This is a genomic window from Rhizobium tumorigenes, assembly GCF_003240565.2.
Taxonomy (GTDB): domain Bacteria; phylum Pseudomonadota; class Alphaproteobacteria; order Rhizobiales; family Rhizobiaceae; genus Rhizobium; species Rhizobium tumorigenes.
In genome coordinates this window covers 1,886,420-1,911,642 of sequence record NZ_CP117255.1, presented here as the reverse complement: position 1 = coordinate 1,911,642, position 25,223 = coordinate 1,886,420, and the positions used below count along the sequence as shown (strand labels likewise).

Here is a 25,223-nt window from a genome sequence, read left to right as displayed (position 1 = left end):
GCCTTAGAGGCACTATGCTAGGCTTGCCCTCGATCTTTGAAGGCCGTCATGGGACACATCGACAGCGCTCGGAATGTATCGCTGCTGCCACTTGCCCTCGCGGCACTTGGCCATGCCAAACGACCGCCCGCGAACACGACCTGACAATCATCACCCGCGACCGTGCGATCCTTGCCTATGGTGCCGCAGGTCACGTCAAGACATTGGTTTGTTGAGCCTTTTGGAGCAGAGAGAATGAGCATGATTCAATGCATTTCGCCGGTTAACGGCGAGGTCTATGCCGAGCGCCCCGGCCTGTCGCTGGAGGCAGCGAGGGAGGCGGTAGCCCGCGCCCGCAAGGCGCAAAAGGACTGGGCGCGGCGGCCGCTTGAAGACCGCGTGCAACTGGTGATGAAGGGCGTGGCGCGGCTGAACGAGATGGTCGATGACGTGGTGCCGGAACTGGCCTGGCAGATGGGACGGCCGATCAAGTATGGCGGCGAGTTCCGCGGCTTCAACGAGCGCTCGAACTATGTCGCGGCCATTGCAGCCGACGCGCTGGCGCCGCTGGTGGTCGAGGACAGCGCAACCTTCGAGCGCCGCATCGAGCGCGAGGCCCACGGCGTCGTCTTCGTCATCGCGCCCTGGAACTACCCCTACATGACGGCGATCAACACGATTGCCCCGGCGCTGATGGCTGGCAACGTCATCATTCTGAAGCATGCGGCCCAGACGCTATTGGTCGGCGAACGCATGGTGCAGGCCTTTGTCGAGGCCGGCGTGCCTGCCGATGTGTTCCAGAATGTCTTTCTCGAGCACGATATCGCCGACGCACTGATCTCCGAAGGCAGCTTCAATTTCATCAATTTCACCGGTTCGGTCGCAGGCGGTCGCGCCGTCGAGCGCGCTGCGGCCGGCACCTTTACCGGCCTTGGCCTGGAGCTTGGCGGCAAGGATCCAGGCTACGTGATGGAGGATGCCGATCTCGATGCCGCTGTCGACACGCTGATGGACGGGGCGACGTTCAACTCCGGCCAGTGCTGCTGCGGCATCGAGCGTATCTACGTCAACGAAACCCTCTATGATGCCTTCGTCGAAAAGTCCGTTGCCTGGGTATCGAACTACAAGCTCGGCAATCCGCTCGACCCGGAAACGACGCTCGGGCCGATGGCGCACAAGCGGTTTGCCAAGGTCGTCCGCGAACAGATTGCCGATGCGGTCGGCAAGGGTGCCAAGGCACTTGTGGATCCGAAACTATTTCCGGCCGATGACGGCGGTGCCTATCTCGCGCCACAGATCCTCGTCGATGTCGATCACTCCATGGCGTTCATGCGCGAGGAGACCTTCGGTCCGGCGGTCGGTATCATGAAGGTGAAAAGCGATGCCGAGGCGCTCGAACTGATGAACGACAGCCAATACGGCCTGACGGTCTCGCTCTGGACAAAGGATGCGGATCGGGCCGCCCGGCTCGGCCGCGAGATCGAGACCGGCACCGTGTTCATGAACCGCGCCGACTATCTCGATCCGGCGCTTTGCTGGACCGGCGTCAAGCAAACGGGTCGTGGCGGCTCGCTGTCCGTACTTGGCTTCCACAATCTGACACGTCCCAAATCCTACCATCTGAAGAAGGTGACAGCATGAGCGCGATTACTGCCAACTGGAGCTATCCGACCTCCCTGAAGCTCGGCCGTGGCCGTATTTCGGAGCTGGCCGAGGCCTGCAAGAGCCTCGGAATGAAGAAGCCGCTGTTCATTACCGACCGTGGTCTCGCGACCATGGCGATCACAAAGACGGCTCTCGACATTCTGGAAGAAGCGGGCCTCGGGCGGGCGATGTTTGCCGAAGTCGACCCGAACCCGAACGAGAAGAACCTGGAAGCCGGCGTCAAGGCCTTCAAGGATGGCGGCCATGATGGTGTCGTCGCCTTCGGTGGTGGCTCTGGCCTCGATCTCGGCAAGTGCGTCGCCTTCATGGTGGCGCAGACGCGCCCGGTGTGGGATTTCGAGGATATCGGCGACTGGTGGACGCGCGCCAACGTCGACGGTATCGCGCCCATCGTTGCGGTGCCCACCACAGCGGGCACGGGCTCGGAAGTCGGCCGGGCCAGCGTCATCACCAATTCGGTGACGCATGTCAAAAAGATCATCTTCCACCCGAAGTTCCTGCCCGGCGTCGTCATTTCCGACCCGGAACTGACGGTCGGGATGCCGAAGATCATCACCGTTGGCACCGGCATGGATGCCTTTGCCCATTGCCTCGAGGCTTACTCCTCGCCCTTCTATCATCCGATGTCGGCCGGTATCGCGCTCGAGGGCATGCGGCTGGTGAAGGAGTTCCTGCCGCGCGCAGTCAGGGAAGGGACCGATCTCGAGGCCCGCGCCAACATGATGGCGGCTGCCGCCATGGGTGCGGTCGCCTTCCAGAAGGGGCTTGGCGCCATCCACGCGCTTTCCCACCCCATCGGCGCCGTCTACAATACCCACCATGGCATGACCAACGCGGTCGTCATGCCGGCTGTGCTGCGGTTCAACAGGAAGCCGATCGAGGAGAAGATCGCCCGGGCTGCTGCCTATCTTGGAATTCCCGGCGGGTTCGACGGGTTTTACGACTACGTGCTGCAGCTGCGGGCCGATCTCGGCGTCCCGGATAACCTCACCAAAATGGGGATCGCCAGCGATAGGATCGACGATCTTGCGGCCATGGCGATCGAAGATCCCAGCGCCGGCGGCAATCCTGTTCCGCTGACGCTGGAAAACACCAAGGCGCTGTTTCGCGATTGCTTCTAGCCGTTGGAGCGAGCCCAGACGACGGCCGGGGGAGGCGAAAGGGCTCCCGGTCTCGCAGCTTTATATCGCTGTTCCGACGTGATTATGAGAATGTCCGCATGAAATGAGGGTGGCGACGTTTGTACTTTGTTAACCATAATTCGAAAGGATGGTTAAACGCACCATGACCCCCGGTGCAAGCCGGAGCGATGGTGAAGCTCCCTTTGCCTAGGACATACCATGCCAGTCATCACATTTGCCAATACCAAGGGCGGCGCCGGTAAAACCACTGCGGTTCTGCTGCTTTCGACCGAACTGGCTCGCAGAGGCTATCGCGTCACCATTCTCGATGCCGATCCGCAGCACTGGATTTCGCACTGGAGCGAGATGTCCGGGCCGGTTGCCAACATCTCCGTGATCGACTTCGTCACCGCGACGTCGCTGCCGCTGCATATCCGCGAGAACCAGGCATCGACCGATTATTTCATCATCGACCTGCCGGGCACGCGCACTCCGCTGCTGGCAACGGCTATCGGCCTGTCGGACCATGTGCTGATCCCGATCCAGGGCTGCGCCATGGATGCTCGCGGCGGCGCGCAGGTGCTGGAACTGCTGCAATACCTGGCACAGAGGGGCGGCATCCACATCGATCATTCCGTGGTGCTCACTCGAGTCAATTCGATGGTAACGACCCGTGCCCTGCAGACCGTCAAGACGCTGCTCAACCAACGTCAGGTATCGGTGCTGGAAACGCCGATCGTCGAACGCTCGGCCTTCCGCGATATCTTCGACGTCGGCGGCACGCTGCAGACGCTCGATCCGGCCAGGGTCAGCAACCTCGAAAAGGCGCGTCACAATGCCAGCGAATTCGCGGAGGAGATGTTGGCGAAACTGCCCGTCCGGCTCACATCCTCAGCGCGCATCGCAGCTCACAGGCTGATGTCCCGCGCTGCCTGAAAATCGAGGCCTGAAAACAAAAAAAAGCTGCCGGACGGGTGTCTGGCAGCTTTTTTGTCGTGTCAGGTTTTCTCTACTCGACGAATTCTACGACGGTGCCGGGCTTGACCATCTTTGCCAGTTCTGTCGCGTCCCAGTTCGTCAGACGTACGCAGCCGTGGCTCTGGGACTTGCCGATCTTGGAGGGCTCCGGCGTGCCGTGGATACCGTAAGTCGGCTTCGACAGTGCCATCCAGACGGTGCCGACCGGACCGTTCGGGCCTGGGGGAATGTCCAGCACCTTGTCGTTGGCACCCTGTTTGAAATTGATCTTCGGATTATAGGTGTAGCCCGGATTGAAGGCGACGCGCTCGACCGTCACCGTGCCTGAAGGCGAGGGGGTATCGGTGGAACCGATCGATGCCGGATACGCCGATATCAGTGCGCCGCTGGCGTCATAGGCAAACACCTGCTTGCGGGCCTTGTCGGCAACGATGCGGGCGACTTCGCCGGTCTTCGGAGGGCCGATGCTGACGACCTTGACCGTAGAGCCCGGCACGGTGAAATCCACGCCTGGATTGATTTCTTTCAGATAACCCTCGTCCATATGGAAGCGCTCGGCAAGCATCTCGGTCGTGGAGGTGTAGCCGAGCGATGTCAGGCTTGCCTTCTGGGCATAGTCTTCCGGAATTTCGGCGACGTAAGGTCCGGCTGCGTCTGCCGGCGTGATCGTGTAGTTTACGATCGGCATGCCGCCCGAGTTGCGGAGATCCTCGAGGATCGCGTCGGTGTTGTTCGGGTCGAGTTGCTGGCCCGTCATCTGCTGGTAGGCGTAGATGGCCTTGGTGACGTTGCCCCCGATCCGGCCGTCGATGGCGCCAGGTGAAATGCCCTTACGATCGAGGAACACCTCAAGCGCGGTAATCTCCATCTTCGACTTGTTCTTGAGGGTGATGACGGGCTCTGCCGTCCTCGGTCTCGCCGGGGCGTCATCGGGGTTGATCGAAGCATAGTCGCCATTTCCGCCGCCATTGCCCTGGGCATCCGGAATTCCCTGGTTGTCCAGAGGTAGGCGCTCGATTGAGCCGCTGCCCGGAATGCCGCCGGTGACGGCGCCGGGTTCCCGCTGGCCGTAGAAATTGTCTGGCTGGCCGTTGCCGTAATCGTTGCCATAGCCGCGATTGCTGCTGAGTTCGGTATCGCCGTAACGGTTCGTGTCGCCGCCGCCATATCCATCGCGGCTCGGAGCCTTCGGGTAATAGGTGCTGGCGCGCATTTCGGTTGCGATGACGGTACCGTAGCGGTCGACTAGGACATGGTTGCCACGGCGGTCGCGCGTCATTACGACGTCGCCCTGTTCAGGGATCTGCTCCAGGATGCGTCCATCGGGTGCAACCAACACCGTGTCACTGTTCTGGCCTCCGTAGTATTGCTGCGCGTCTGCGGGCGATAGCGTCGTGACGGAAGCGGCAAGCACGGCGGCCAGCGATAAGCCTGTCTGGAAGAATCGGTTCACGTTAGGTCTGTCCTTGATCGGTCGTCGGTTGCCACACACACTTCAATCTTGACACGAGTGTGGAATATTTCGGCAGCATGCTGAATAAAAGATAAAAATTCGTCACATTGTGGTTATCGACGTAACGCCGCGCTGCGGGATTGGTTGCTGGCTCCTGATTTCGTGATGCAGGCCACGGTCGGTATGGTTAACAGTGTTTTAACGCGCGGTGGCTGGCAGACAGCGCTGGCGCAGGGGAGGTCAAAGCGGATGATCGAATTTTCAGCCAATACTGGGCCCAGGCTGAGCCTGGACGAAGCGTCGGTGATGGATATCGGCGCGTGTGTCGTCGATGGCATCGACCTTGCACCCGGCAAAGCCGTTCCGGACGATGGCGATACGCGGATTTCCCATTCAGTCGAGGGTTTCCTGTTCACCTGCGGTCCGGATCATATCCGCCATCGCGAGCCCATGCAGGGCGCCCATTCCGGCCGGACCTATCCGTTGCACGGGTCTTTTTCGGCGACTCCTGCCCGGGTGCTCTGGACGCGCTTCGACAATGGCAATGCGGAATGCCGAGCCGATGTCGACGTGATGACGGCCGAAGGAGGCACGGCGCGGCTTGAGCGCTTGTGGAAGATCGACGGGGCGACGGGCGAGGTTTTCCTCGATGACCGGGTGATCAACACCGGCAGCGAGCCGATGCCTGTGTTCCTCATGTATCACATGAACATCGGTGGAAAATGGTTCGACGACGCGGTGCGCCTGACCGGGCAAATGCTGGAAGGCGGTGGTTTTCCCTGGACTTTCGGAGAGGAACTCGGCGGCATATTCTGCGTGCCAGCGCCGGCAACGGAGGGCGCGTTTTCCGAGGTGTCTCTCGGGCCGATTGCGGCGATTGGCGGCAAGACGCTGCGGGTGCGGATTGCAGCCGGAACACTGCCGTTTCTGCAGGTCTGGCGCAACCAGAAGGCACCCGCCGATGTGCTCGGGATCGAACCGGTGTCGCACCGATGGGTACCACGCGCAGAGCTCGAAGAGGCCGGCGAGTTCAATATTCTGCAACCGGGCGAGGGGCGGAATTTCGGCCTAAGCTTTGCTTTTGTCGAGGCCGGCTGAGCGGTTGACGCTCGCGGCCTCGCGTCGTAGATCAGCGTTACCGTTTCAGAGAAAGCCCGATCCAAAAGACCGGTCTCAAGGAGGAATGTGCCATGGATATCCGCAAGATCGACGACGAATACTCGGTCACAGGTCAGATCTCCGTCGACGATCTCGACGAGATCAAGGCGATGGGCTTTGAGTCGATCGTCTGCCATCGTCCAGACCATGAAGGCCCGGATCAGCCGTTGTTCGACGATATCGCGACGCGCGCCGAGGAACTTGGCTTCATCGTCGCGCATGTGCCGGTCGGCCCGATGGGCGTCACCGAGGAGGCGGTCAGCAGCATGATGGATGCGCTGGACGAGTTTCCGCGGCCGATGCTCGGCTACTGCCGCTCCGGCGCGCGCTCGACGGCGATCTACGAAAAGACCAAACATATGCGCATGTAATCCGCACCCTGCGGACATGCCTGCCGGTGCCGCGCCCTGCGGCATCGTGACCATAGAATTCGACTACCATCAGGAGAACCACATGAGCATCAAGCGCATCGACCCCGGCGCCCGCATGAGCGGCGCAGTCGTCCACGGCAACACCGTCTATCTCGCTGGCCAGGTCGGCGAAGGCGAAACTGTTACCGAACAGTGCAAATACGCGCTGGCCGAAGTCGACCGCCTGCTGGCGGCTGCCGGCACCGACAAGTCCAAGATCCTGCAGACGCTGATCTATCTCTCGGACATGTCCTATTTCGCCGAGATGAACGCTGCCTGGGAAGCCTGGGTCGACCCGGCCAACACGCCGGCCCGCGCCACGAGCGAAGCAAAGCTTGCCGCGCCGAAATACAAGGTTGAGTTCACGGTCACAGCCGCAATCGGCTGATCTTCGTCCTGTACAAAGAAAGCCGGCGGGTGCCTTATCCTCGCCGGCTTTTTTGCGGATAGGCCAATGTAACGGAACCGTGAGGGCAGCGGTGCCTCCGGCTTTACGGTTTCTTAATATCCTTAACGCTAAGTTAATCTGATTATAAGGTTGCCGTCTTCAACCGCATCCGTGCCTGTTAAAAAGTTGGACGATGTCTCTTATCCACGCCCTTACGCTTCGCAGCGACCGCCTGATAAGGCTTAGTCTTGGCGCCCCCCGCGGCAAGGATTCCAAAAAGGGCAATGTCCGCAAGTCGCGGCAGAGCAAGTCTCGGCTCGGCATCCTGGCGGGTACTCTCTGCGTCGTCTACTGCGTGGTGTTCGGAAAGCTGATTTTCCTCGGCATGCAGCCGCAGGCGGACACGACGAACATTCCGGCAGGTCCGGCCATGGCCTCGCGTCCCGATATCGAGGATCGCAACGGCGCGCTGCTGGCAACCGACATCCGGACATTCTCGATGTATGCCGAGCCGATCAAGATGGTCGATGTCGACGACACCATCGAAAAGCTGACGAAAATCTTTCCCAATCTCGACAGGAAATCGACCTACCGCAAGCTGTCCGACAAGCGGTCGCATTTCGTCTGGCTGGAGCGTCAGCTGACACCGAAGCAGCAGGGCGAGATCCTCGCCCTCGGACTTCCCGCCATCGGCTTCCGCCCGGAAGTCCGCCGCTTCTATCCCGGCGGCAGCACCGCTGCGCATGTGCTCGGCTATGTCGATATCGACAATCATGGCGTTGCCGGCATGGAGAAATATCTCGATAACCAGGGCCTTTCCGACCTGACGTCGGCGGGTCTTGCGAGCAGCGAACCGCTTGAACCGGTGAAGCTGTCGATCGATATCCGCGCCCAGAACATAGTTCATGATGTCGTCGTGGATGCATTGACGAAGTACCAGAGCAAATCGGCCGGCGCGGTCATTCTCGACATCAAGACGGGCGAAGTGCTGGCTATGGCGTCGGCACCGGACTTCGACCCAAACGCACCGAATGCCAATGGCGCCGATGGTTGGCTCAATCGGATGACGAACGGTACCAACGAAATGGGGTCGACCTTCAAGACCTTCTCGATGGCCATGGCGATGGACACTGGCAGCGTCAAGCTGACCGATACATTCGATGCCTCCCAGTCTCTGCATGTCGCCGGCTTCACGATCCACGACGACCGCGACGTGCCCCGTCGCTGGCTGACGGTTCCCGAGATCTTTCGGTATTCTTCGAATATCGGCACTGCACGCATGATCGAAATTGTCGGAATGGACGCACAGAGGGCGTATCTTGCACGACTAGGACTGTTGTCGAAGATGCAGACCGAGCTTCCTGAAGTGAAGATGCCGAGCCAGCCGAAAGTCTGGAAGAAGATCAACTCCATTACCGTCGCGTTCGGTCATGGCGTGGCTACGACGCCGCTACAGACGGCCGTTGCCGGCGCTGCCTTGATGGATGGCGGTTGGCTAATCGAGCCGACTTTCCTGCCGCGCACACAGGCGGAGGCGGACGCCGTTGCCAAGGTTGTCGTGAAGCCCAGCACCAGCGACACGCTGCGGGCGCTTTTCAAGCTCAACGGCGAGCAGGGTTCCGGCAAGAGCGCCGACGTGCCGGGCTACCATGTCGGCGGAAAGACAGGTACCGCTAACAAGGTCATCAACGGCAAGTACTCGCATGTGCTCAGCTTTAACGACTTTCTGGGGGCATTCCCGATCGACAATCCGCGATACGTGGTTTTCAGCTTCTGCGACGAGCCGCGCACGGGTGAAAAGGGGCTGACCTTCGCCACCAACAATGCCGCGCCGATGGTTCGCGATATTATCACCAGAGCGGCACCGCTTTTGGGTGTGCAACCGAATTTTGGCAGCGCCGTACTGGCATCCTACTGATCTAACTTGTTCCAAAGAGGCGGCCCGGCGGCAGGCCGCCCCCTGCTACTTCAGGCCGGCAATCTCGTTGAGCGTCCGCGTTGGCGTGATTGCCTGCGGGTCGAGTACGATCTCGATGATCGCGGGCTTGCCGCTTGCCCGTGCGCGCTCGATGGCGGGTGCAAACTCTGCCGTCGTCTTCACCGTCTCGCCATGGCCACCATAGGCGCGGGCGAAGGCCGCGAAGTCGGGATTGGTGAGCTTCGTGCCGCTGACACGGCCGGGATAGTCGCGTTCCTGGTGCATGCGGATCGTGCCGTACATGCCGTTGTTGATCACCAGCGTGATGATCGGCAGGCCGTGTTGCACCGCCGTCGCAAATTCCTGTCCGTGCATCATGAAGCAGCCGTCGCCTGCAAAGCAGATGACTTCACGCTCCGGATACAATGCCTTCGCAGCCACCGCCGCCGGAAGGCCGTAGCCCATCGAACCGGATGCCGGGGCTGCCTGGGTGTTGAACTGGCGGAAGCGATGGAAGCGATGCAGCCAGGTCGCATAGTTGCCGGCACCATTGGTGAAAATGGTATCGGCTGCCGTGTTCGCCTCGATCCAGTCCATGATCCGGCCCATGTGGACATCGCCTGGGCTGGTTTCAGGGGTTTTGGACCATGTGCGGTAGGCGGCATGCATCCGGGCGGTGCGCTCTGCCCAGACGGGCGTTGCCGGCGCGGGAAGATCCGCCAGAGCGGAGACGAAATCGGCAGGGCTGGCGCAGATGGCAAGATCCGGCCGGTAAACGCGCCCGAGTTCCGACGGATCGGGATGGATGTGGACCAGCGTCTGCGCCGGGTAGGGGATATCCATCAGCGTATAGCCGGAGGACGGCATTTCGGAGAAACGACCGCCTACCAGGATGAGAAGGTCGGCCTCCCTGATCTCCTTGCCGAGCGCCGGGTTGATGCCGATGCCGACATCGCCTGCATAGCAGGGATGAAGATTGTCGAACAGCATCTGCCGGCGGAACGAGCAGCCGACCGGTAGCTGGAAGCGTTCGGCGAACGTGCGGAGCGATGCCACCGCTTCGTCGTTCCAGCGCGTGCCGCCGACGATGACCATCGGCCGCTCGGCCGCCATCAGCCGGCGCTGGAGATCGTCGATCTGGCTTTTACCGGGATGGCTCGCCACCGGCATGTAGGGCTTTGCCTCGGGCGCCTCGACGAGGTCGCGCAGCATGTCTTCCGGCAGGCTCAACACGACGGGGCCAGGGCGTCCGGATGTGGCGATGGCAAAGGCGCGGGTGACGAATTCTGGAATGCGGGCGGCATCGTCGATCTCGCCGACCCACTTGGCGAACTCGGTGAAGGCGCGGCGATATTCGACTTCCTGAAATGCCTCGCGTTCGCGGGCATCGCGCTGCACCTGGCCGATGAAGAGGATCATCGGGATGGAATCCTGGCGGGCGATATGGAGGCCGGCAGAAGCATTCGTAGCGCCCGGGCCGCGTGTCACCATGCAGATGCCGGGTTCGCCGGTCAGCCGGCCCCAGGCATCGGCCATCATTGAAGCACCGCCTTCCTGGCGGCAGACGAGAACGTCGATGTCGCTGTCATGCAGCGCGTCGAGCACGGCCAGGAAGCTTTCGCCGGGAACGCAGGAGATGCGCTTGACGCCATTGGCTTTCAAAGCCTCGACGATGAGCTGGCCGCCTGTGCGTTTCATGATCTTGCCTTTCCTTCGAGCGCAGCGAGTTCCGCCAGCACCTCGTCCTGATGTTCGCCGAGCCTCGGGCTCGGCCGTTCGTAGCGTAGGGGTGTTTCCGAGAGAATGACCGGGGTGCGAACGCCGGGAATGGCGTTGCCGGCTGCGTCGTCGAGATCGATGCGCAGGCCACGCGCCACCACCTGGGGGTCGGCAAACATTTCCTCGATGGTATTGATGGGACCAGCCGGCACGCCATTCTGCTCACAGCGCTGCAGCAGGGCGGCCTTGGTCCATTTCAGCGTCTCGGTCGAGACGAGCTGACGAACTTCCATGCGGTTGGCGACGCGGGCCTTGTTGGTGGCGAAGCGCTCGTTGCCGGCTATAGCCTCGATACCGAGCAGGCCGCAAAGACGGCGGAACTGGCCATCGTTGCCAATGGCGAGGATCAGGAAGCCATCGGCGACGGGCACCACCTCATAGGGAGAGATGTTGGGATGAGCATTGCCCAGCCGCTCCGGCGCCTTGCCTGATATCAGGTAGTTCATGTTCTGGTTCGCCAGCACGGCCGCCTGGACGTCGAGCAGCGCCATGTCGACCAGTTGCCCTTCACCGGATTTGAGGGCATGGATCAGGGCCGCCTCGATTGCCGAGACAGCGTAGATCCCAGTGAAAATGTCGGCGATGGCGACGCCGGCCTTCATCGGCTGGCCGTCTGTCTCGCCGGTGATCGACATGAAGCCGGACATGCCCTGGACGATGTAGTCGTAGCCGGCGAGATTGGCATAGGGACCGGTCTGGCCAAAGCCGGTGATTGAGCAATAGACCAATTTCGGATTGAGCTTGTGCAGGCTCTCGTAGTCTAGGCCGTATTTGACGAGGCCGCCGAGCTTGAAATTCTCGATCAGCACGTCTGCCGTCATGGCCAGCCGGCGAACCAGATCTTGGCCCTCGTCCGTGCGCAGATCGGCGACGATGGAACGCTTGCCGCGATTGGCCGAGTGGTAATAGGCGGCGGAGAGATTTGCGCCCTCCGCATCCTCGACAAACGGAGGTCCCCATTGGCGCGTGTCGTCGCCGCCATCCGGGTTTTCTACCTTGATGACATCGGCACCGAGATCGGCCAGCATCTGGCCTGCCCAAGGTCCAGCCAGCACGCGCGCGAGTTCGATGACGCGGATGCCTGCGAGCGGTGGCTTTTTTATCGGTCGGTTGGTCATGTTTTGCAGATCTTCGATCAGGGTGCGCGGAGCGATTGAGATGTATCGGATACCGGCTTGGATGCAAGCCGCCGCTCGCGCCACAGGATGTAGAGACCGGAGCAGATGATGATGAGAATGCCGACCCATTTCAGCATGTTCGGGAAATTGTCGAACACCAGCCAGCCGAAGATCGTCGCCGAAATGATCTCGAAATACTGCAGCGGTGCGAGCGTCGATGCCCGGACGGCGCGATATGCATAAAGTGTCAGCATCCCGCAGACGGCTGCCGTCACGCCGACGCCGAGGAGATGGAGTGCGGCCGTGGCGTCCGGCATGACAGGCGACAGGATGGCATTACCGGTGAGGCTGCCGATTGCCAGCAGGATCACTGAGAACAGCAGTCCCCAGAGGCCGGTGTTCAGCTGCATCGACGATGCCGGTTCGCTATGGGCCAGAACGCGCGTCAAAAGCACGAAGATCGAGCCGCAGAGCGCGGTAACAACGGGGAGCAATGCAACGAAGCCGAGCTGCTGGAAGCTGGGCTGGATGATCAGCAAGGCGCCGCAAAAGCCGACGACGCAGGCCGCGTAACGCCGCCACCCCACCGTTTCCTTGAGGAAGACGCTGCTGAGTACCGTGAGGATGATCGGCTGGACGAAGAAGATGGCGATGGCATCGGCAACCTCCATCACTTGCAACGTCGTCACGAAGGTGATCATCGACAACACCAGCAGGCCGCCACGCAGGGCGTGAATTCTTCTCTGCCGCCAAGTGCCAGGCACCCAACTGCGTTTCCAGACGATCATCGGCAGCGCGAACAGGCATTGAAAAAGAAAGCGTGCCGCCGTGACCTCGACCGGCGGGATAGTGACAGCCGCCAGTTTGGAAAAGATGTCGACGATCGGCGACAGCATGACCGACACGAACATCAGGGTCAGGCCCATCGTCATTTCCGACGAATGGCGCCGGCTGAGCGTATGGCTGGGGCTTTGCATCTGCATTCCTCCGGCGTCAGGGCTTTGGCAAGACGCGTTCGCACCACGCGGCAAAGTTCGCCGTAGCCCTGTTGGCATCGACCTCATGCAGGGTCTCGTGCCGCATTTCGCTATAGATTTCCGTTGTGATATTCGAAAAGCCGAATCCTTTCAAACGGTTTGCCAGCCAGGTTACGGCTTCACCGTAATCCGTCGCCGGATCCTGCGCGCCCGCCACCAGATGGATTGGGAGGGTGGGACGTAGCCGGGCGAGGTGGCGTCGTTTCGGTGCGGCAAAACTCATGGCGAGCAGGTCGCGCCAGAGCGATACACAGGCATCGAAGCCGGAGAGCGGGTCGGCGATATATGCATCGACCTCGGCCGGATCGGTCGACAACCAGTCGAACAGCGTCCGGTGATCGGGGATGGACTGCCCCCAGGCGCCGAAGGTCAGTCGCGGTAGCAGGGCGCTCGGGACATCCGAGCCTTTGAGCATGCGCTCGATGCCGAGGATCAACTGTCCAGCCCGCCCGGCGAGGCCGGGATGAAAGTTGGAGTTCCACACTGCGACGGCATCGAAGTCTGCGGGATGGGCGATGGCGGCGGAAAGGCTGATCAGTCCGCCCATGGAATGACCGAAGAGGACGACAGGCAGGCCGGGGTGGGCCGCTGACGCAAGCGATCTCATGGCCATGACGTCCGCGATGACGCACGCTACGCCATCGCGGCGGGCGAACTGGCCAAGCGGCGCATCCGGCGCCTTGGTGCGGCCATGGCCACGGTGGTCGTGCGCGTAGACGTGATAACCGTTGTCCGCCATCGCCTCGGCAAAGCGACCGTAGCGGCCGGAATGCTCGGCAAGCCCGTGCAGCACGAGAAGGATGCCGCGCGGCGTGCCCGATGCGGGCTGATGACGGTAGGCAAGTGTCGCGCCCGTCAAGCTCTGGTGCCGTCTTATCTCTTGGAACATGGGATCTCCTCGCATCGCCGCACCTGAAAGCAATGGCTGGAACTTTGCAATGCAACTTCGGGGAGGCGCACAGGATAATGATGACGTGGCGGTGTGGAATTTACAGCTTGCGAGGGCCGGTGCGATCTGCTTACTTGTTCTCTCATTGTTCCTGGGGGGTGGTCGTCATGCGGGTTGTTTCATTGAGGCTTCTGGCGGCCTTCGCCTTGCTGCCGGTTTTGCTGGGTAGCCTCTCCCTTCCGGCAGAAGCACGCGATGGACAGACCAGGTTTATCCTCGCGGCCAGCTGGGAGCCGGCATTCTGCGCTACCAATGCCGAGAAAGCCGAGTGCCGGGGTGAGAAAGCCAACGGCTTCGATGCCACCCACCTGTCGCTGCACGGGCTCTGGCCGATGCGGCAGAACTATTGCGGTGTGCCGGATGCGCTGCAACAGGCCGACCGGAGCCATGGCTGGGACAGCTTGCCTGCCGTCGAACTGTCGGCGGCGACCAAGGCCGCTCTCGACAAGGCAATGCCGGGCACGCAGTCTGGCCTCGAGCGCCATGAGTGGCTGAAGCATGGAACCTGCACGAAACTCTCAGCAGACGCATATTTCGGCACTGCCGTATCTTTGATCGATGAATTGAACGCATCTGCCGTGGGCGCGCTGTTTGCGGCGAACGTCGGCAAGACGCTGGATGCCGAACGCATCAAGGCCGCGTTCGACAAAAGTTTTGGCGAGGGTGCCAGTGACCGCGTCAAGATGAGCTGCCGCGGCAACGGCAGCGCCCGGGTGATTTCCGAGCTCACCATCGGCTTGTCGCAGGATGCGGTATCGCCCGGCGAGAGTGGTCCGAGGCTGGGCAAGCTGATCCAGGGCGCCGGCAGTACCGCATTCGGCTGCAACGAAGGTCTGGTACAGGCCGTCGGCCGCTAGGATTTCTGACTGCGCGGCGGCGTTGTCCGATGGGTATCGTCAGCGGCGGGTCACGCTTGGACGTCGGCGGTTTGGCTGATTGCGTCACCCCGATGGTCGACAAATGCGGCGCAAGGCCGGTTTCGGCGTTGCCGCGCGGCGTGGTTTCCCTTACATAGCGGCTCAAACCCAGATCTCTTGCGCCTAGGAGAAGCCCAGCAATGGCACGTCAATTCATCTATCACATGTCGGGACTCAACAAGTCTTACGGCGCCAAGAAAATCCTCGAGAACGTCAACCTGTCGTTCTACCCCGATGCCAAGATCGGTATCCTCGGCCCGAACGGCGCCGGTAAGTCGACGGTGCTGAAGATCATTGCCGGCCTGGACAAGGAATTCACCGGGGAAGCATGGCTCGCCGAAGGCGCGACCCTTGGCTACCTCGAGCAGGAACCGCATCTCGACGAGACCAAGACGGTGCGCGAGAACGTCATGGAAGGCGTTGCCAAGAAGACGGCCGTGCTTGAGCGCTACAACGAACTGATGATGAACTACTCCGACGAGACGGCCGAAGAAGGCTCGAAGCTGCAGGACATCATCGACAGCCAGAACCTCTGGGACCTCGAAAGCCAGGTCGAAATGGCGATGGATGCGCTCCGTTGCCCGCCGCCGGAATCGGAAGTCACCAGCCTGTCGGGCGGTGAGCGCCGTCGCGTTGCGCTCTGCCGATTGCTACTGTCGCAGCCGGACCTGCTGCTGCTCGACGAACCGACCAACCATCTCGATGCCGAGACCATCGCCTGGCTCGAAAAGCACCTGCGCGCCTATCCCGGCGCTGTGATGATGATCACCCACGATCGCTACTTCCTCGACAACGTCACCGGCTGGATCCTCGAGCTCGACCGTGGCCGCGGCATTCCGTACGAAGGCAACTACTCGGCCTACCTGCTTGCCAAAGCCAAGCGCATGCAGCAGGAAAACCGCGAAGAGGCAGGACGCCAGAAGGCGATCTCGCGCGAACAGGAATGGATCGCCTCCAGCCCGAAGGCCCGCCAGGCAAAATCCAAGGCCCGTATCAAGTCCTACGAACAGCTGGTCGATGCCGCCGAGAAGCAGCGTCCCGGCGACGCGCAGATCATCATCCCGGTCAGCGAGCGTCTCGGCCAAGTTGTCATCGAGATGGAGAATATCTCCAAGGGGTTTGGCGACGAACTTTTGATCAAGGATCTCTCGATCAAGCTGCCGCCCGGCGGCATCGTCGGCATCATCGGCCCGAACGGCGCCGGCAAGACGACGCTGTTCAAGATGATCACCGGCCAGGAAAAGCCCGATGCCGGCAGCATCCGCATCGGCGACACCGTGCAACTCGGCTATGTCGACCAGAGCCGCGATGCGTTGGATGGCTCGAAGACCGTCTGGGAAGAAATCTCGGGCGGCGCCGAAATCATCAAGCTTGGCAAGTTCGACATGAACTCAAGAGCTTATTGTGGTGCGTTCAACTTTAAGGGCGGTGACCAGCAGCAGAAGGTCGGTAACCTCTCCGGCGGCCAGCGCAACCGGGTGCATCTTGCTAAGATGCTGAAGGCTGGCGGCAACGTGCTGCTCCTCGACGAACCGACCAACGACCTCGATACCGAAACGCTCGGTGCGCTGGAAAGCGCGCTGGAATCCTTCGCCGGCTGCGCCATCATCATCAGCCATGATCGCATGTTCCTCGACCGGCTGGCGACCCACATCCTCGCCTTCGAGGGTGACAGCCATGTCGAATGGTTCGAAGGCAACTTCGAGGACTACGAGCAGGACAAGATCCGCCGCCTCGGTGCCGATGCGTTGAACCCGAGCAGCCAGGCCTACAAGCGCCTGACGCGCTGATCGCTAGGGGCGAGCACTTTACCAATCCGAGATCCCCCGCAGCTGCGGGGGTTTTCATTTGCGACCTGAAATGCCGGGTCGCTGGCTCTGTATCAGACAGTAGCGACCTTCCATTTCCCACTTGCGCCATGGCCCCCAATTACATAAAGATATGTTTATGTCTTGATTGGGTGCGTGTATGGTGGATCTTGTTAAATTTGGTCTCGAAGGGCTGGTCGATGTCCTGAAGGCGGCCGGCGAGCCGACGCGGCTCCGGCTGCTGGCGCTGCTGGCCGCCGGCGATTTGACGGTCACCGACCTCACCGAAATCCTCGGCCAATCCCAACCGCGTATTTCCCGCCATCTGAAGCTTCTGGGCGAGGCGGGCCTGATCGATCGCTACCAGGAAGGCGCCTGGGCCTATTTCCGCCTCAAGCAGGATGGTGCTGCGGTGCATCTCGCCCGCACGCTGCTGCGTCACGCCGACGACAGCGACCCTGTCCTGCTGCGCGACAGCGAACGTCTCGGTTCGGTGAAGCATGTCCGCGCTGAACGCGCTCAAGCCTATTTCAGCCACAACGCTGCCGAATGGGATGAGCTGCGCCGCCTGCATGTGGCCGACGAGGATGTTGACGCTGCTCTTAAACAACTGATCGGCACCCGGCCGATCGACACGTTTCTCGATCTCGGCACGGGAACGGGGCGGATGCTGCAGCTGCTGTCTGGCGTCTACCGCCGCGCCATCGGCGTCGATGCCAGCCGCGACATGCTGGCGGTCGCGCGCGCCAATCTCGACAAGGCGAATATCACCACCGCCTCGGTGCGGCACGGGGATATCTTCAACCTGCCGCTCGAGGCGCAGGATTTTGACCTGATCACCATTCACCAGGTACTGCATTTTCTCTACCAGCCGGAACTGGCGATCGGCGAGGCTGCGCGCATGCTGCGGCCGGGCGGCCGGCTGGTGATCGTCGATCTCGCCCCCCACGCGCTGGAATACCTGCGCGACGACCACGCCCATCTTCGCCTCGGCTTCAGCCACGCGACGATGGAGGAGTGGTTGAAGAAGGCCGGGCTGGAGCTGGAGGAGGTCAGGGACCTTCATTCCGGAAAGCAAAGTGGCGAGGATCTGACAGTGACGATCTGGGTAGCGCGCGATCCGCGGCTGCTGATCGCCAGCAGTGAAAGCCGTCAACCAACCTTAAGCGCAGAAAAGAGGGCCTGACATGACTTCGACACCAGATACGGGGCGCAGCGACCTCAGCATCTCCTTCGAGTTCTTTCCGCCGAAGACGCCCGATATGGAAGGCCAGCTTTGGGCCGCCATCACTGAGCTGACGGAATGGCAGCCCGAATTTGTCTCCGTCACCTACGGGGCCGGCGGCTCGACCAAGGCACCGACCCTGAATACCGTGCGCAGGATGATTGCCGAGACACCGCTGCCGACCGCGTCGCACCTGACCTGCGTCAGCGCCACGCGCGAAGACACGCACCGGGTCGTCGATGAGCTTCGGGCGGCCGGCGTCAGGCACTTCGTTGCCCTTCGCGGCGATCCACCGGGCGGAATGGGCACCGCTTACCAGCCACATCCCGGCGGCTACGAGAATGCCGCAGCGCTGGTGGCGGGCTTGCGGGATATCGGCGATTTCGAGATCTCGGTGTCTGCCTATCCGGAGAAGCACCCTGAGAGCCGCGACACGGCTGCCGATATCGACATGCTGAAGCGCAAGGCCGACAACGGCGCCGACCGTGCGCTGACCCAGTTCTTTTTCGACAACGACGTCTTCGAGACCTACATGGAGAGGGTACGGGCGGCCGGTATCGCCATTCCCGTGCTGCCGGGCATCATGCCGATCCAGAACCTGACACAGCTGAAGCGCTTCGCCGGCATGTGCGGCACCAGTATCCCGTCCTATCTGGACGACCGCTTTGCCGGGCTCGACGACAAGCCGGAAGAGCGGGCCAAGGTTGCGGCCGATGTCGCTTCAGAGCAGATCGAGGATCTCGTGCGCCGGGGCCACCGTGAATTTCATCTCTACACGATGAACCGCGCTCCCCTGGTCGGCGCTGTGCTCGACCGGCTGGGTTTCAAGCGCACCAAAATTGTAGAGGCGGCCGGCGCTGCTGCTTGAACGACGAAAAAAGCGCCGGCCTTTTCAGGACCGGCGCTCAATTCAAACCCGTATGTTAAGCTAAGAGAAGCCTGCATTTCCGGTCGCGGATCGCCGCGAACGGCGTCTCAGATGAATAGCATCGTCACGACGAACATAAATGCTGCACTGATCAGAAGGACGTTGATGGATTGCGTCAGTCCCATGGTCTGCCTCCTCCGTTAACCCTTAAAGCCTATGTCACAAATATGTCGCCTGAAAGCGATTTCCATACTGCACCGCAGCGCGCTGTGCGAGATTCGCCAATGTTTTGTCGTTAACCGTTGATTCTAAACGTCAAAATAATCGTGTATTCTTTACGAATGCTAACGTCAGATTAACGCCATCCCTTGGCTCAGGTCTTTGGCGTCGAGGGTGCCCTCCGCGAAAAAAGCCGTCCGTCGAGGATGACAAGTCCGAGACCAATCAGCAGCATGCCGGCGATCTGTGTTGCGCCCAGCCGTTCGCCCAGAAAGACGAAGCCCAGGAGGATGGCGCTCGGTGGAACCAGCAAGGTGACCAACGACGTGTTGGTGGCGCCGGCAAGCGTCATGATGCGGAAATAGAGGATATAGGCGAAGGCGGTCGACAGCAGGGCGAGCGCGACAATAGCAGCAATCGTCTGCAACGGCGGCATGGCGAGCGTCCAGGGTTGATCGACCAGCAGCGAAACCGGCAGCATGATCAGCGACGAGCCGGTCAGCTGGCCGGCGGCGGTCACAGGCGCGGGGATGCCTTTGAAGCGCTTGGAATAGACGCCGGCAAGGCCATAGGACATGGCAGCGACGATGGGCAACAGCAGCGCCCAGAGCGGCGCACCTGCGGCATCCAGCGCTCCCGGCCCCACCAGCACCACGGTGCCTATCAGCCCGACGAAGCAGCCGATGATCTTCGCACGACCGGGTCTCTCGTCCTGCGTCGCGTAGTGGGCGACGATGACCGTCCAGATCGGCGTCGTGGCGTTCAGCACCGAGGCAAGGCCGGCGCCAATCTCGGTCTCGCCGAGAAAGATCATGGCGTGGGGGATGGCGTTGTTGATGAGCCCGAGCAGCAAGAATTGCCGCCAGTGGCTGCGCAGCAGGCCGTAGATACCGTATCGGCCACCGATATAGAGATGCAGAGCCACGGCAGCCAGGATCAGCCGCAGGAAGACCAGCGTGAACGGCGGTACATCGTGCACAGCGATACGCGCAAAGAAGAAAGACCCGCCCCAGATCAGGCTGAGGAGCACAAGCAGCCCCCAGGTCAGCGCATTCATGCGATTGTCAGCTTCCATCCCGGCTCCCCCAGTCCAAAGCAACACAATCGCAGCTCCCACCCCCGCATCCACCCGATTCCCGCTTTCCGTGCAAGGGCTGTTGTCGGAGTGGAGTTGAAGGGGCGGTGAGGGGGTACAAAACGATCCCCCACCTTATTGGGAACCTCAGGATTGTCGTGAATTTGCACTCAGCTCCCGCTGCACGCGCTCTTCACATAGACTGGATACTGCGACGGCATCAGAGGTGTCCACGACCGGGATGGCATGGCTGCGAGCGGCGAGGTGCATTTCCGAATTGTCGCGCAGGGATCGGTCTATGAATTTGTCGATGATGGCGCGTCTAGCTTGATCGCGTTGGGTATATTCGGCCTCGGATCGCATTCTTTCCCTAAGGACGTCGTTGTCAGCATACAGGAAGACAGGAGATATCTCGTTAGAGACAATCGGAGCTATAAACTCGGGGCGAAGCGCAGAGCCTTCAATTATAAAAGGCGCTCGACCATGGACCCTGGCGTCAATCTGCTGCCGTATGGCCGGCCACATGTTTTCGTGATGAACCCTTAGAAACCAATAGATGGTCTCATCGGAAAGCCGTGAATAGTATTCAGCGACAGGCGGCCGTACCTCCGGCCAAGGTCGCCCGGGATGACGGGCGAGGCTGTCCGTTGAAATCGTGTCACATCCAAGCAGGCGAGCCAGGCGTGTCGCGAATGTCGTCTTGCCTACGTTGGAACTGCCGGAAATCAAAATGCCCATGCGTTCCTGTTTCAACAGTTAAAATCGAAGCGGTGAGCTTTGTGCCGGATCTTTTCGATGCCGTGCAGTCGCCGGTCCGGGACGAAGTCGGACTATCAACCCTCTGACGGCGCCAAGGCGAAGGCTGCTGAAACTTGATATGTGGGCACTCGCGCATTGATGCGACAGTCATTCCCAAGGGCGACCTTCAGAGCCGCCCCCGTATTCCTCAGCAGTCTGCGTCCTCAGAGCGCGTTCAGCAGCGCTTCCGTGGCCCAGCCGTCTGCAGGGAGGCCCAAGCGGAACTGTTCTTTCTGGATGGCGATACGGGTGCCGGAGCCAAGGATGCCGTCGATCTCGCCGACGTCGTAGCCGTGCGCCTTGAGCTTGGTCTGAAGCGCGCGCATGTCGGTGTCGCTCAGGCCCTTCTCGGGCGTGCCCTTGTTATAGGTCGGGGCGCCTGCGAAGCGGGTCGCGAGATAGGCGGCCGACGTCGTGTAGATGAACGACTGGTTCCATGCGAGATAGACGTTGAAATTGGGGTAGGTGAGGAAGGCCGGGCCGAAGCGGCCCTGCGGCAAGATCAGCGCAGAGACCAGATTGCCGAAGGAGGTGTTGCCGTCGCGTGGCTTGACACCGAGGGCGAACCAGTCGGCGGCGGTCATTGTGCCACCGATGCCGGATTTTTCGTATGGAAGCGTTGCCGGAAGCGTCACTTCCTGGAGCCAGGGCTGGCCGCGCTGAAAGCCCAGCGACTGCAGGAAATTGGCAGTCGTCAGGATGACGTCCGGGGCGCTCTCGCGCAATTTTACCAGGCCATCGCCATCGCCATCCTCGCCGTAAGCGATGATGGTCTTCGGCAGCAGCTGCGTCTGGCCGATCTCGCCGGCCCAGGCGCCCTGGGTCGTTGCCGGTTCGACATCGTTGCGCTGGACGAGTTCACTGAGCGCGATCAGCTGTTCGCGGAAGCGGTCCGGACGGCGGCAGTCATGGGCGAGCGTGACGAGAGCGTTGCGGGTATTGAAATCGCCCTGCACGGCGCCAAAGTCGGTTTCCATGGCCCAGAAGGCCGTGATGACGCCGGCCGGCACGCCATGTTCTTTTTCGGCGCGCGCGAAGACGTCGACGTACTGCGTCATCTTCTTGCGGCCGATGTCGAGGCGCGCCTGGCTGACGGTGCGCTGCGAGAATTCGAGGAAGGTCTGCTTGAACACGCCCTGGGCGCGGTCGCGGGCTAGGACCTTGGGGTCGATCTGGGCGCCGGCGACCGTCTTTTCAGCGGCTTCCGGCGTTACGCCTGCCTTGATCGCATCGGCCTTGACGCCTTCGAGAAATGTGGAAAGGTCACCGCCGCAGGCGGCTGCCGGTGTCGGGTTCTGCGGGGCCGGGGCGCTCGTCTGGGCCGCGGCAGCACCTGCCATTGTTGATGCGAAGATCATCGCGAGTGCAGTGCGTCGAGCGTTGAAGCGGTCCATGGGCGGTCCTCGTTGCTTACGGATGAGGTCGCTTTCACAGAACATGCGCTGCGATGCAAGTACGAAATGGCCCCGACTTCAAGAATTCTTGAGCTTGGTCACCGCCTCGACCCAGTTCCGCCAGTTCTTTTCGTTGCCGGCAAAGACGTTGATGTCCGTCGGCCCCTTGATGCCCGGGATCACACCGGTCGAAGTATATTGCCAGAAGGCCCAGCGGCGATCCGCATAGGTGACGCCTGGATGCTTGGCGACCGAGCGGACCCAGAAGTGGTATTCCTTGAAGTAGCCGACGAGGTTGTCGCGGTGAAAATCGACAGACGTGTAGATGATCGGCCGCATGTGATAATAGGCCTCGAGACGGTCCATGAAGCGCTGCAGTTGCGCCCGCACGGTAACGGCATCGGGGCGCAGGCGACAGGTTTTGGATTCCGCGTTCCATTCGACATCGAGCACCGGCGGCAGCACCATGGCCGATTTCGGCACGTTGCGGATGAACCAGTCAGCCTGCTCGTCGGCGGAAGAGCAGAAATAGTAGAAATGGTATGGGGCGCTCGGAATGCCGGCAGCGCGGGCCTCGCTCGAATATTCCTGGAACTTGGTGTCGATGATATCCTTGCCTTCGGTCGCCTTGATGAAGGCGAAGGCTACGCCGGACAACTTGACTGTCCGCCAGTCGATGTCGCCCTGCCATTTGGAAATGTCGATGCCGTGGATGGGGCGCAGCTGCGGGTGATCGGCGCCGAAATCCTGCGGCTTGGTATCGCGGAAGCGGGATTTCGGGATCGACTTCGTCTCCATGAAGTCATAGCTCGAATTGCAGCCGCTCAGCAGCAGGACCAACGGCAGTAAACATAACAAAAGCCGGCGCATGGGCGTCCCGTATCCAGGTGAGGTGTTATTCTGCCCAAGTTCAAGTTTTCAGCCGACGAATCGCAGCCGTGGCGGAAAAGGCACTAAAGCCGTTTTCATCATATCAACGTAAAAAATGCGTTATCTTCAAGCTAATTATGTGCGTGGCGTCACAATAACTGCCCGTATCGCATAGCCTCGACCGATATCTTCAGTGGAAAGCCTGGCGCCAAGCCTGATGCAGCGTTCTTCCAGCACGGACTGAAGGTCTGCGCGGGGTGTCACATGGAAGCTTCGCAGCCACGATTGCAGCCCCTTGCGGAACCAGCCGGGCAGGCGCTGCTGCTGGCCGAAGTCGACGATATGCAGTTCACCGCCGGGGTTCAGGGCATCGATTGCGGCGTCGATGGCGGCTTTCCAGTCGGGGATCATCGACAGCGCATAGGAGATCATGATCCGGTCGAAACCCTCGGTGCCGAATTCCTGCGCCGTGAAGTTGGTCGCATCGGCAACCTTGAAATCCGGCATCGGCGATATTCGGCGAAAGCTTGCCCGGGCCGATATCAGCATCTCCTGTGAGATATCGAGGCCGAAGAGCCGGGCGGACGGGAAGCGGCGGTGGGCGTAGAGCAGGTTGCGGCCGGTGCCGCAGCCGACTTCCAGCAGCGAGCCGCCGAAGGGCATGTTGAGGTGGTTGATCGTGCGGTCGCGGCCGAACAGGTAGTATTTGCGGGTCACGTCGTAGATGTGCCGCTGATAGCGGTACATGCCGTCCATGAGGCCGGCATGGCCGCCGACTTCAGGCTCCGGGCCGGCCTCGACGCGGCTCATGGCTTTTTACCGTAGATGTGGAAGCCGCCATAGATGGCCGAGCGGTCCCGGGCGTTGAGGGCGTGCGACCTCTCCTCGACATATTCCCACTGGTCGCGGATGGCAGGCGAGAGGCGCCCCTCGATGATGCTTTTCTCGGCGGCCGTGCGGAAAATGACCCGGGCGCCCGTTGCCGCCGTGCGGCTGATTTCGGCCCAGAGTTCGTTGAGCTGGGCATCGTTCATCCAGTCCTGCGCGTCGAGAAGCACATAGCGATCCATCGACGCTGCCTGCTTGGTGGCGAGCAACTCGGTGAAGTTCAGATGATGGACGGTGACGCGCTCTGCATTGGCCCGGATCGCTGCAAAGTGTTCCGGTCTGAGGTAGGTCGGCAGGGGCCCCTTGTCGGCTTCGGGATAGCGACGGGCGAAGGCCTGCCAGGCGAAATAGTTTTCGCTCATCGGGAAATGGCAGATGAGCTTTTCCAGCCGGTACTTCAGGACCGCAGCGATGGAGCCGTCGCCGGCAAGGCTTGCCAGTTCGTCGTATTGCTGCGGAGGAATTCCGAGGCCGAACAGCGAGCTCTTGCGACCGAGCAACCAGCGCACCATCCGCCGCTCGAAGACCGGCGAAATCTCGGTATCGAAGAACTGGCGCTGTTCCTCCAGGGTGCGGGCTTGCGTCAGCTTTGCAAACTTGACGCCGTGCAGGCGGCCGAGCAGATGGGCGGCGCCGATGAAGCGGCCAAGCAAGCCGGTGCGGTAGATGTTGCGGTTGAACACCGTGGCACGGCGACGGCCGAGCATGTCGCGGCCGTTCCAGTAGGCGCTGGTCGCCTCATCGAGGCCGGGGGCGATGAAGCGGTCGAATGCCTGGCTGTTGACGCCGACATCCGGCGTGCCGAAGAAGCGGACGACATCGCTGTGGCCAGGCAACAGCCGGAATGCTGCGAGCTTCAGCCTGTTCAGCGCGATATGGTGCGGATTGAGATCGACGACGTCGATGGAGGCGGGGTTCTGCGAGAGGTAGGCGAGCATGTTGCAGCCGCCGGAGCCGATTGTGACGATGCGGTGGTGCGGACGGAGTTCCATTGCCTCCATGTCGACATCCGGGTCTTCCCAGATCTGCGGATAGACGAGGCCGGAAAACAGAAGGCCGAACAGGCGCTCGGAAAAGCCGGCCTTTGACAGCGCCTTGTGCTGGAGGAGCGCGTCCTTGATCTTCCTGTTCTTCGGGAAGCTGCTGTCCGAAGCGAATTCCGTCATGATTCGTCACCCCGTTGCGGTTCGGCGCATGTAACGCGGCAG

22 protein-coding genes are annotated in these 25,223 nt (G+C 61.3%); 11 read left to right on the top strand and 11 right to left on the bottom strand.

Annotated features, from left to right (window positions below):
- Nucleotides 1-234 precede the first annotated feature (234 nt).
- The 3 genes from PR017_RS09435 to PR017_RS09425 all read left to right on the top strand — a co-directional run bounded on the left by PR017_RS09435 (nt 235) and on the right by PR017_RS09425 (nt 3,701).
- Nucleotides 235-1,620: an aldehyde dehydrogenase family protein gene (locus PR017_RS09435; protein WP_111222814.1), complete on the top strand. Its 1,386-nt coding sequence runs from the start codon at nt 235-237 to the stop codon at nt 1,618-1,620.
- Nucleotides 1,617-2,765 carry an iron-containing alcohol dehydrogenase gene (locus PR017_RS09430; protein WP_111222815.1) on the top strand — a complete coding sequence of 383 codons (1,149 nt, stop codon included), beginning with the start codon at nt 1,617-1,619 and terminating at the stop codon, nt 2,763-2,765. The genes PR017_RS09435 and PR017_RS09430 overlap by 4 nt, the downstream gene beginning before the upstream one ends.
- A 219-nt stretch (nt 2,766-2,984) precedes the next feature.
- On the top strand, nt 2,985-3,701 hold the full coding sequence (locus PR017_RS09425; RefSeq protein ID WP_111222816.1) for a ParA family protein: 717 nt from the start codon (nt 2,985-2,987) through the stop codon (nt 3,699-3,701).
- A 73-nt stretch (nt 3,702-3,774) separates the two neighbouring features.
- Here the strand turns inward: PR017_RS09425 and PR017_RS09420 are convergent, their stop codons facing one another.
- The gene (locus PR017_RS09420; protein WP_111222817.1) at nt 3,775-5,196 is read right to left on the bottom strand and encodes a L,D-transpeptidase; all 1,422 of its coding nucleotides are present in this window, start codon (nt 5,194-5,196) and stop codon (nt 3,775-3,777) included.
- 249 nt (nt 5,197-5,445) lie between these two features.
- Here PR017_RS09420 and PR017_RS09415 point away from each other — a divergent pair, with 249 nt between their 5' ends.
- The 4 genes from PR017_RS09415 to PR017_RS09400 all read left to right on the top strand — a co-directional run bounded on the left by PR017_RS09415 (nt 5,446) and on the right by PR017_RS09400 (nt 9,070).
- Nucleotides 5,446-6,294, top strand: a complete 849-nt coding sequence (locus PR017_RS09415) for a DUF4432 family protein (RefSeq protein WP_111222818.1) — start codon at nt 5,446-5,448, stop codon at nt 6,292-6,294.
- Between the two features lie 92 nt (nt 6,295-6,386).
- Nucleotides 6,387-6,725 (top strand): protein tyrosine phosphatase family protein, encoded by a 339-nt coding sequence (locus PR017_RS09410; RefSeq protein WP_111222819.1) that lies wholly within the window; start codon nt 6,387-6,389, stop codon nt 6,723-6,725.
- 82 nt (nt 6,726-6,807) lie between these two features.
- On the top strand, nt 6,808-7,152 hold the full coding sequence (locus tag PR017_RS09405; protein WP_111223016.1) for a RidA family protein: 345 nt from the start codon (nt 6,808-6,810) through the stop codon (nt 7,150-7,152).
- A 193-nt stretch (nt 7,153-7,345) separates the two neighbouring features.
- A complete protein-coding gene (locus PR017_RS09400; RefSeq protein ID WP_111222820.1) occupies nt 7,346-9,070 on the top strand; it encodes a peptidoglycan D,D-transpeptidase FtsI family protein in 1,725 nt (574 codons plus the stop codon).
- Between the two features lie 45 nt (nt 9,071-9,115).
- Here the strand turns inward: PR017_RS09400 and PR017_RS09395 are convergent, their stop codons facing one another.
- From PR017_RS09395 to PR017_RS09380, 4 genes are read right to left on the bottom strand one after another with little or no spacing between them, the layout of a single operon-like run.
- On the bottom strand, nt 9,116-10,768 hold the full coding sequence (locus tag PR017_RS09395) for a thiamine pyrophosphate-binding protein (RefSeq protein ID WP_111222821.1): 1,653 nt from the start codon (nt 10,766-10,768) through the stop codon (nt 9,116-9,118).
- The gene (gene caiB, locus PR017_RS09390) at nt 10,765-11,967 is read right to left on the bottom strand and encodes a succinate--glutarate CoA-transferase (RefSeq protein ID WP_111222822.1); all 1,203 of its coding nucleotides are present in this window, start codon (nt 11,965-11,967) and stop codon (nt 10,765-10,767) included. Before caiB ends, PR017_RS09395 begins: the two co-directional genes overlap by 4 nt.
- 17 nt (nt 11,968-11,984) lie before the next feature.
- Complete coding sequence (locus PR017_RS09385) at nt 11,985-12,944, bottom strand: DMT family transporter (protein ID WP_111222823.1); 960 nt, start codon at nt 12,942-12,944, stop codon at nt 11,985-11,987.
- A 16-nt stretch (nt 12,945-12,960) separates the two neighbouring features.
- Entirely contained in the window at nt 12,961-13,893 is a 933-nt protein-coding gene (locus PR017_RS09380) for an alpha/beta fold hydrolase (RefSeq protein ID WP_111222824.1), read from the bottom strand.
- Between the two features lie 167 nt (nt 13,894-14,060).
- Between PR017_RS09380 and PR017_RS09375 the strand changes: the two genes are divergently transcribed.
- From PR017_RS09375 to metF, 4 genes are all read left to right on the top strand, one after another.
- Nucleotides 14,061-14,810 (top strand): ribonuclease T2 family protein, encoded by a 750-nt coding sequence (locus PR017_RS09375; protein WP_111223017.1) that lies wholly within the window; start codon nt 14,061-14,063, stop codon nt 14,808-14,810.
- Nucleotides 14,811-15,010: 200 nt separating this feature from the next.
- Nucleotides 15,011-16,660 carry an energy-dependent translational throttle protein EttA gene (gene ettA / locus PR017_RS09370; RefSeq protein ID WP_111222825.1) on the top strand — a complete coding sequence of 550 codons (1,650 nt, stop codon included), beginning with the start codon at nt 15,011-15,013 and terminating at the stop codon, nt 16,658-16,660.
- A 178-nt stretch (nt 16,661-16,838) separates the two neighbouring features.
- The gene (locus PR017_RS09365) at nt 16,839-17,864 is read left to right on the top strand and encodes an ArsR/SmtB family transcription factor (RefSeq protein ID WP_111222826.1); all 1,026 of its coding nucleotides are present in this window, start codon (nt 16,839-16,841) and stop codon (nt 17,862-17,864) included.
- A gap of 1 nt (nt 17,865) precedes the next feature.
- Nucleotides 17,866-18,771, top strand: coding sequence for a methylenetetrahydrofolate reductase [NAD(P)H] (metF, locus tag PR017_RS09360; protein ID WP_111222827.1), 906 nt, complete (start codon nt 17,866-17,868; stop codon nt 18,769-18,771).
- A 373-nt stretch (nt 18,772-19,144) separates the two neighbouring features.
- Here metF and PR017_RS09355 read toward each other — a convergent pair whose 3' ends face one another.
- The 6 genes from PR017_RS09355 to PR017_RS09330 form a co-directional block, all read right to left on the bottom strand.
- Nucleotides 19,145-20,065: a DMT family transporter gene (locus tag PR017_RS09355; RefSeq protein WP_111222828.1), complete on the bottom strand. Its 921-nt coding sequence runs from the start codon at nt 20,063-20,065 to the stop codon at nt 19,145-19,147.
- A 147-nt stretch (nt 20,066-20,212) separates the two neighbouring features.
- Entirely contained in the window at nt 20,213-20,803 is a 591-nt protein-coding gene (locus PR017_RS09350) for an AAA family ATPase (RefSeq protein WP_161959394.1), read from the bottom strand.
- A gap of 224 nt (nt 20,804-21,027) precedes the next feature.
- Nucleotides 21,028-22,257 (bottom strand): lytic murein transglycosylase, encoded by a 1,230-nt coding sequence (locus PR017_RS09345; RefSeq protein WP_111222830.1) that lies wholly within the window; start codon nt 22,255-22,257, stop codon nt 21,028-21,030.
- A gap of 78 nt (nt 22,258-22,335) precedes the next feature.
- Complete coding sequence (locus tag PR017_RS09340) at nt 22,336-23,127, bottom strand: glycoside hydrolase family 25 protein (RefSeq protein WP_111222831.1); 792 nt, start codon at nt 23,125-23,127, stop codon at nt 22,336-22,338.
- Between the two features lie 135 nt (nt 23,128-23,262).
- Nucleotides 23,263-23,937, bottom strand: a complete 675-nt coding sequence (locus tag PR017_RS09335) for a class I SAM-dependent methyltransferase (RefSeq protein ID WP_111222832.1) — start codon at nt 23,935-23,937, stop codon at nt 23,263-23,265.
- Nucleotides 23,934-25,181 (bottom strand): BtaA family protein, encoded by a 1,248-nt coding sequence (locus PR017_RS09330; RefSeq protein ID WP_111222833.1) that lies wholly within the window; start codon nt 25,179-25,181, stop codon nt 23,934-23,936. Before PR017_RS09330 ends, PR017_RS09335 begins: the two co-directional genes overlap by 4 nt.
- Between the last annotated feature and the right edge of the window lie 42 nt (nt 25,182-25,223).

Coding starts and splice junctions, on each gene's coding strand:
- PR017_RS09435 (WP_111222814.1), top strand. CDS start 235: ATGAGCATGATTCAATGCATTTCGCCGGTTAACGGCGAGGTCTATGCC.
- PR017_RS09430 (WP_111222815.1), top strand. CDS start 1,617: ATGAGCGCGATTACTGCCAACTGGAGCTATCCGACCTCCCTGAAGCTC.
- PR017_RS09425 (WP_111222816.1), top strand. CDS start 2,985: ATGCCAGTCATCACATTTGCCAATACCAAGGGCGGCGCCGGTAAAACC.
- PR017_RS09415 (WP_111222818.1), top strand. CDS start 5,446: ATGATCGAATTTTCAGCCAATACTGGGCCCAGGCTGAGCCTGGACGAA.
- PR017_RS09410 (WP_111222819.1), top strand. CDS start 6,387: ATGGATATCCGCAAGATCGACGACGAATACTCGGTCACAGGTCAGATC.
- PR017_RS09405 (WP_111223016.1), top strand. CDS start 6,808: ATGAGCATCAAGCGCATCGACCCCGGCGCCCGCATGAGCGGCGCAGTC.
- PR017_RS09400 (WP_111222820.1), top strand. CDS start 7,346: ATGTCTCTTATCCACGCCCTTACGCTTCGCAGCGACCGCCTGATAAGG.
- PR017_RS09395 (WP_111222821.1), bottom strand. CDS start 10,768: ATGAAACGCACAGGCGGCCAGCTCATCGTCGAGGCTTTGAAAGCCAAT.
- caiB (WP_111222822.1), bottom strand. CDS start 11,967: ATGACCAACCGACCGATAAAAAAGCCACCGCTCGCAGGCATCCGCGTC.
- PR017_RS09385 (WP_111222823.1), bottom strand. CDS start 12,944: ATGCAAAGCCCCAGCCATACGCTCAGCCGGCGCCATTCGTCGGAAATG.
- PR017_RS09380 (WP_111222824.1), bottom strand. CDS start 13,893: ATGTTCCAAGAGATAAGACGGCACCAGAGCTTGACGGGCGCGACACTT.
- PR017_RS09375 (WP_111223017.1), top strand. CDS start 14,061: ATGCGGGTTGTTTCATTGAGGCTTCTGGCGGCCTTCGCCTTGCTGCCG.
- ettA (WP_111222825.1), top strand. CDS start 15,011: ATGGCACGTCAATTCATCTATCACATGTCGGGACTCAACAAGTCTTAC.
- PR017_RS09365 (WP_111222826.1), top strand. CDS start 16,839: ATGGTGGATCTTGTTAAATTTGGTCTCGAAGGGCTGGTCGATGTCCTG.
- metF (WP_111222827.1), top strand. CDS start 17,866: ATGACTTCGACACCAGATACGGGGCGCAGCGACCTCAGCATCTCCTTC.
- PR017_RS09355 (WP_111222828.1), bottom strand. CDS start 20,065: ATGGAAGCTGACAATCGCATGAATGCGCTGACCTGGGGGCTGCTTGTG.
- PR017_RS09350 (WP_161959394.1), bottom strand. CDS start 20,803: ATGGGCATTTTGATTTCCGGCAGTTCCAACGTAGGCAAGACGACATTC.
- PR017_RS09345 (WP_111222830.1), bottom strand. CDS start 22,257: ATGGACCGCTTCAACGCTCGACGCACTGCACTCGCGATGATCTTCGCA.
- PR017_RS09340 (WP_111222831.1), bottom strand. CDS start 23,127: ATGCGCCGGCTTTTGTTATGTTTACTGCCGTTGGTCCTGCTGCTGAGC.
- PR017_RS09335 (WP_111222832.1), bottom strand. CDS start 23,937: ATGAGCCGCGTCGAGGCCGGCCCGGAGCCTGAAGTCGGCGGCCATGCC.
- PR017_RS09330 (WP_111222833.1), bottom strand. CDS start 25,181: ATGACGGAATTCGCTTCGGACAGCAGCTTCCCGAAGAACAGGAAGATC.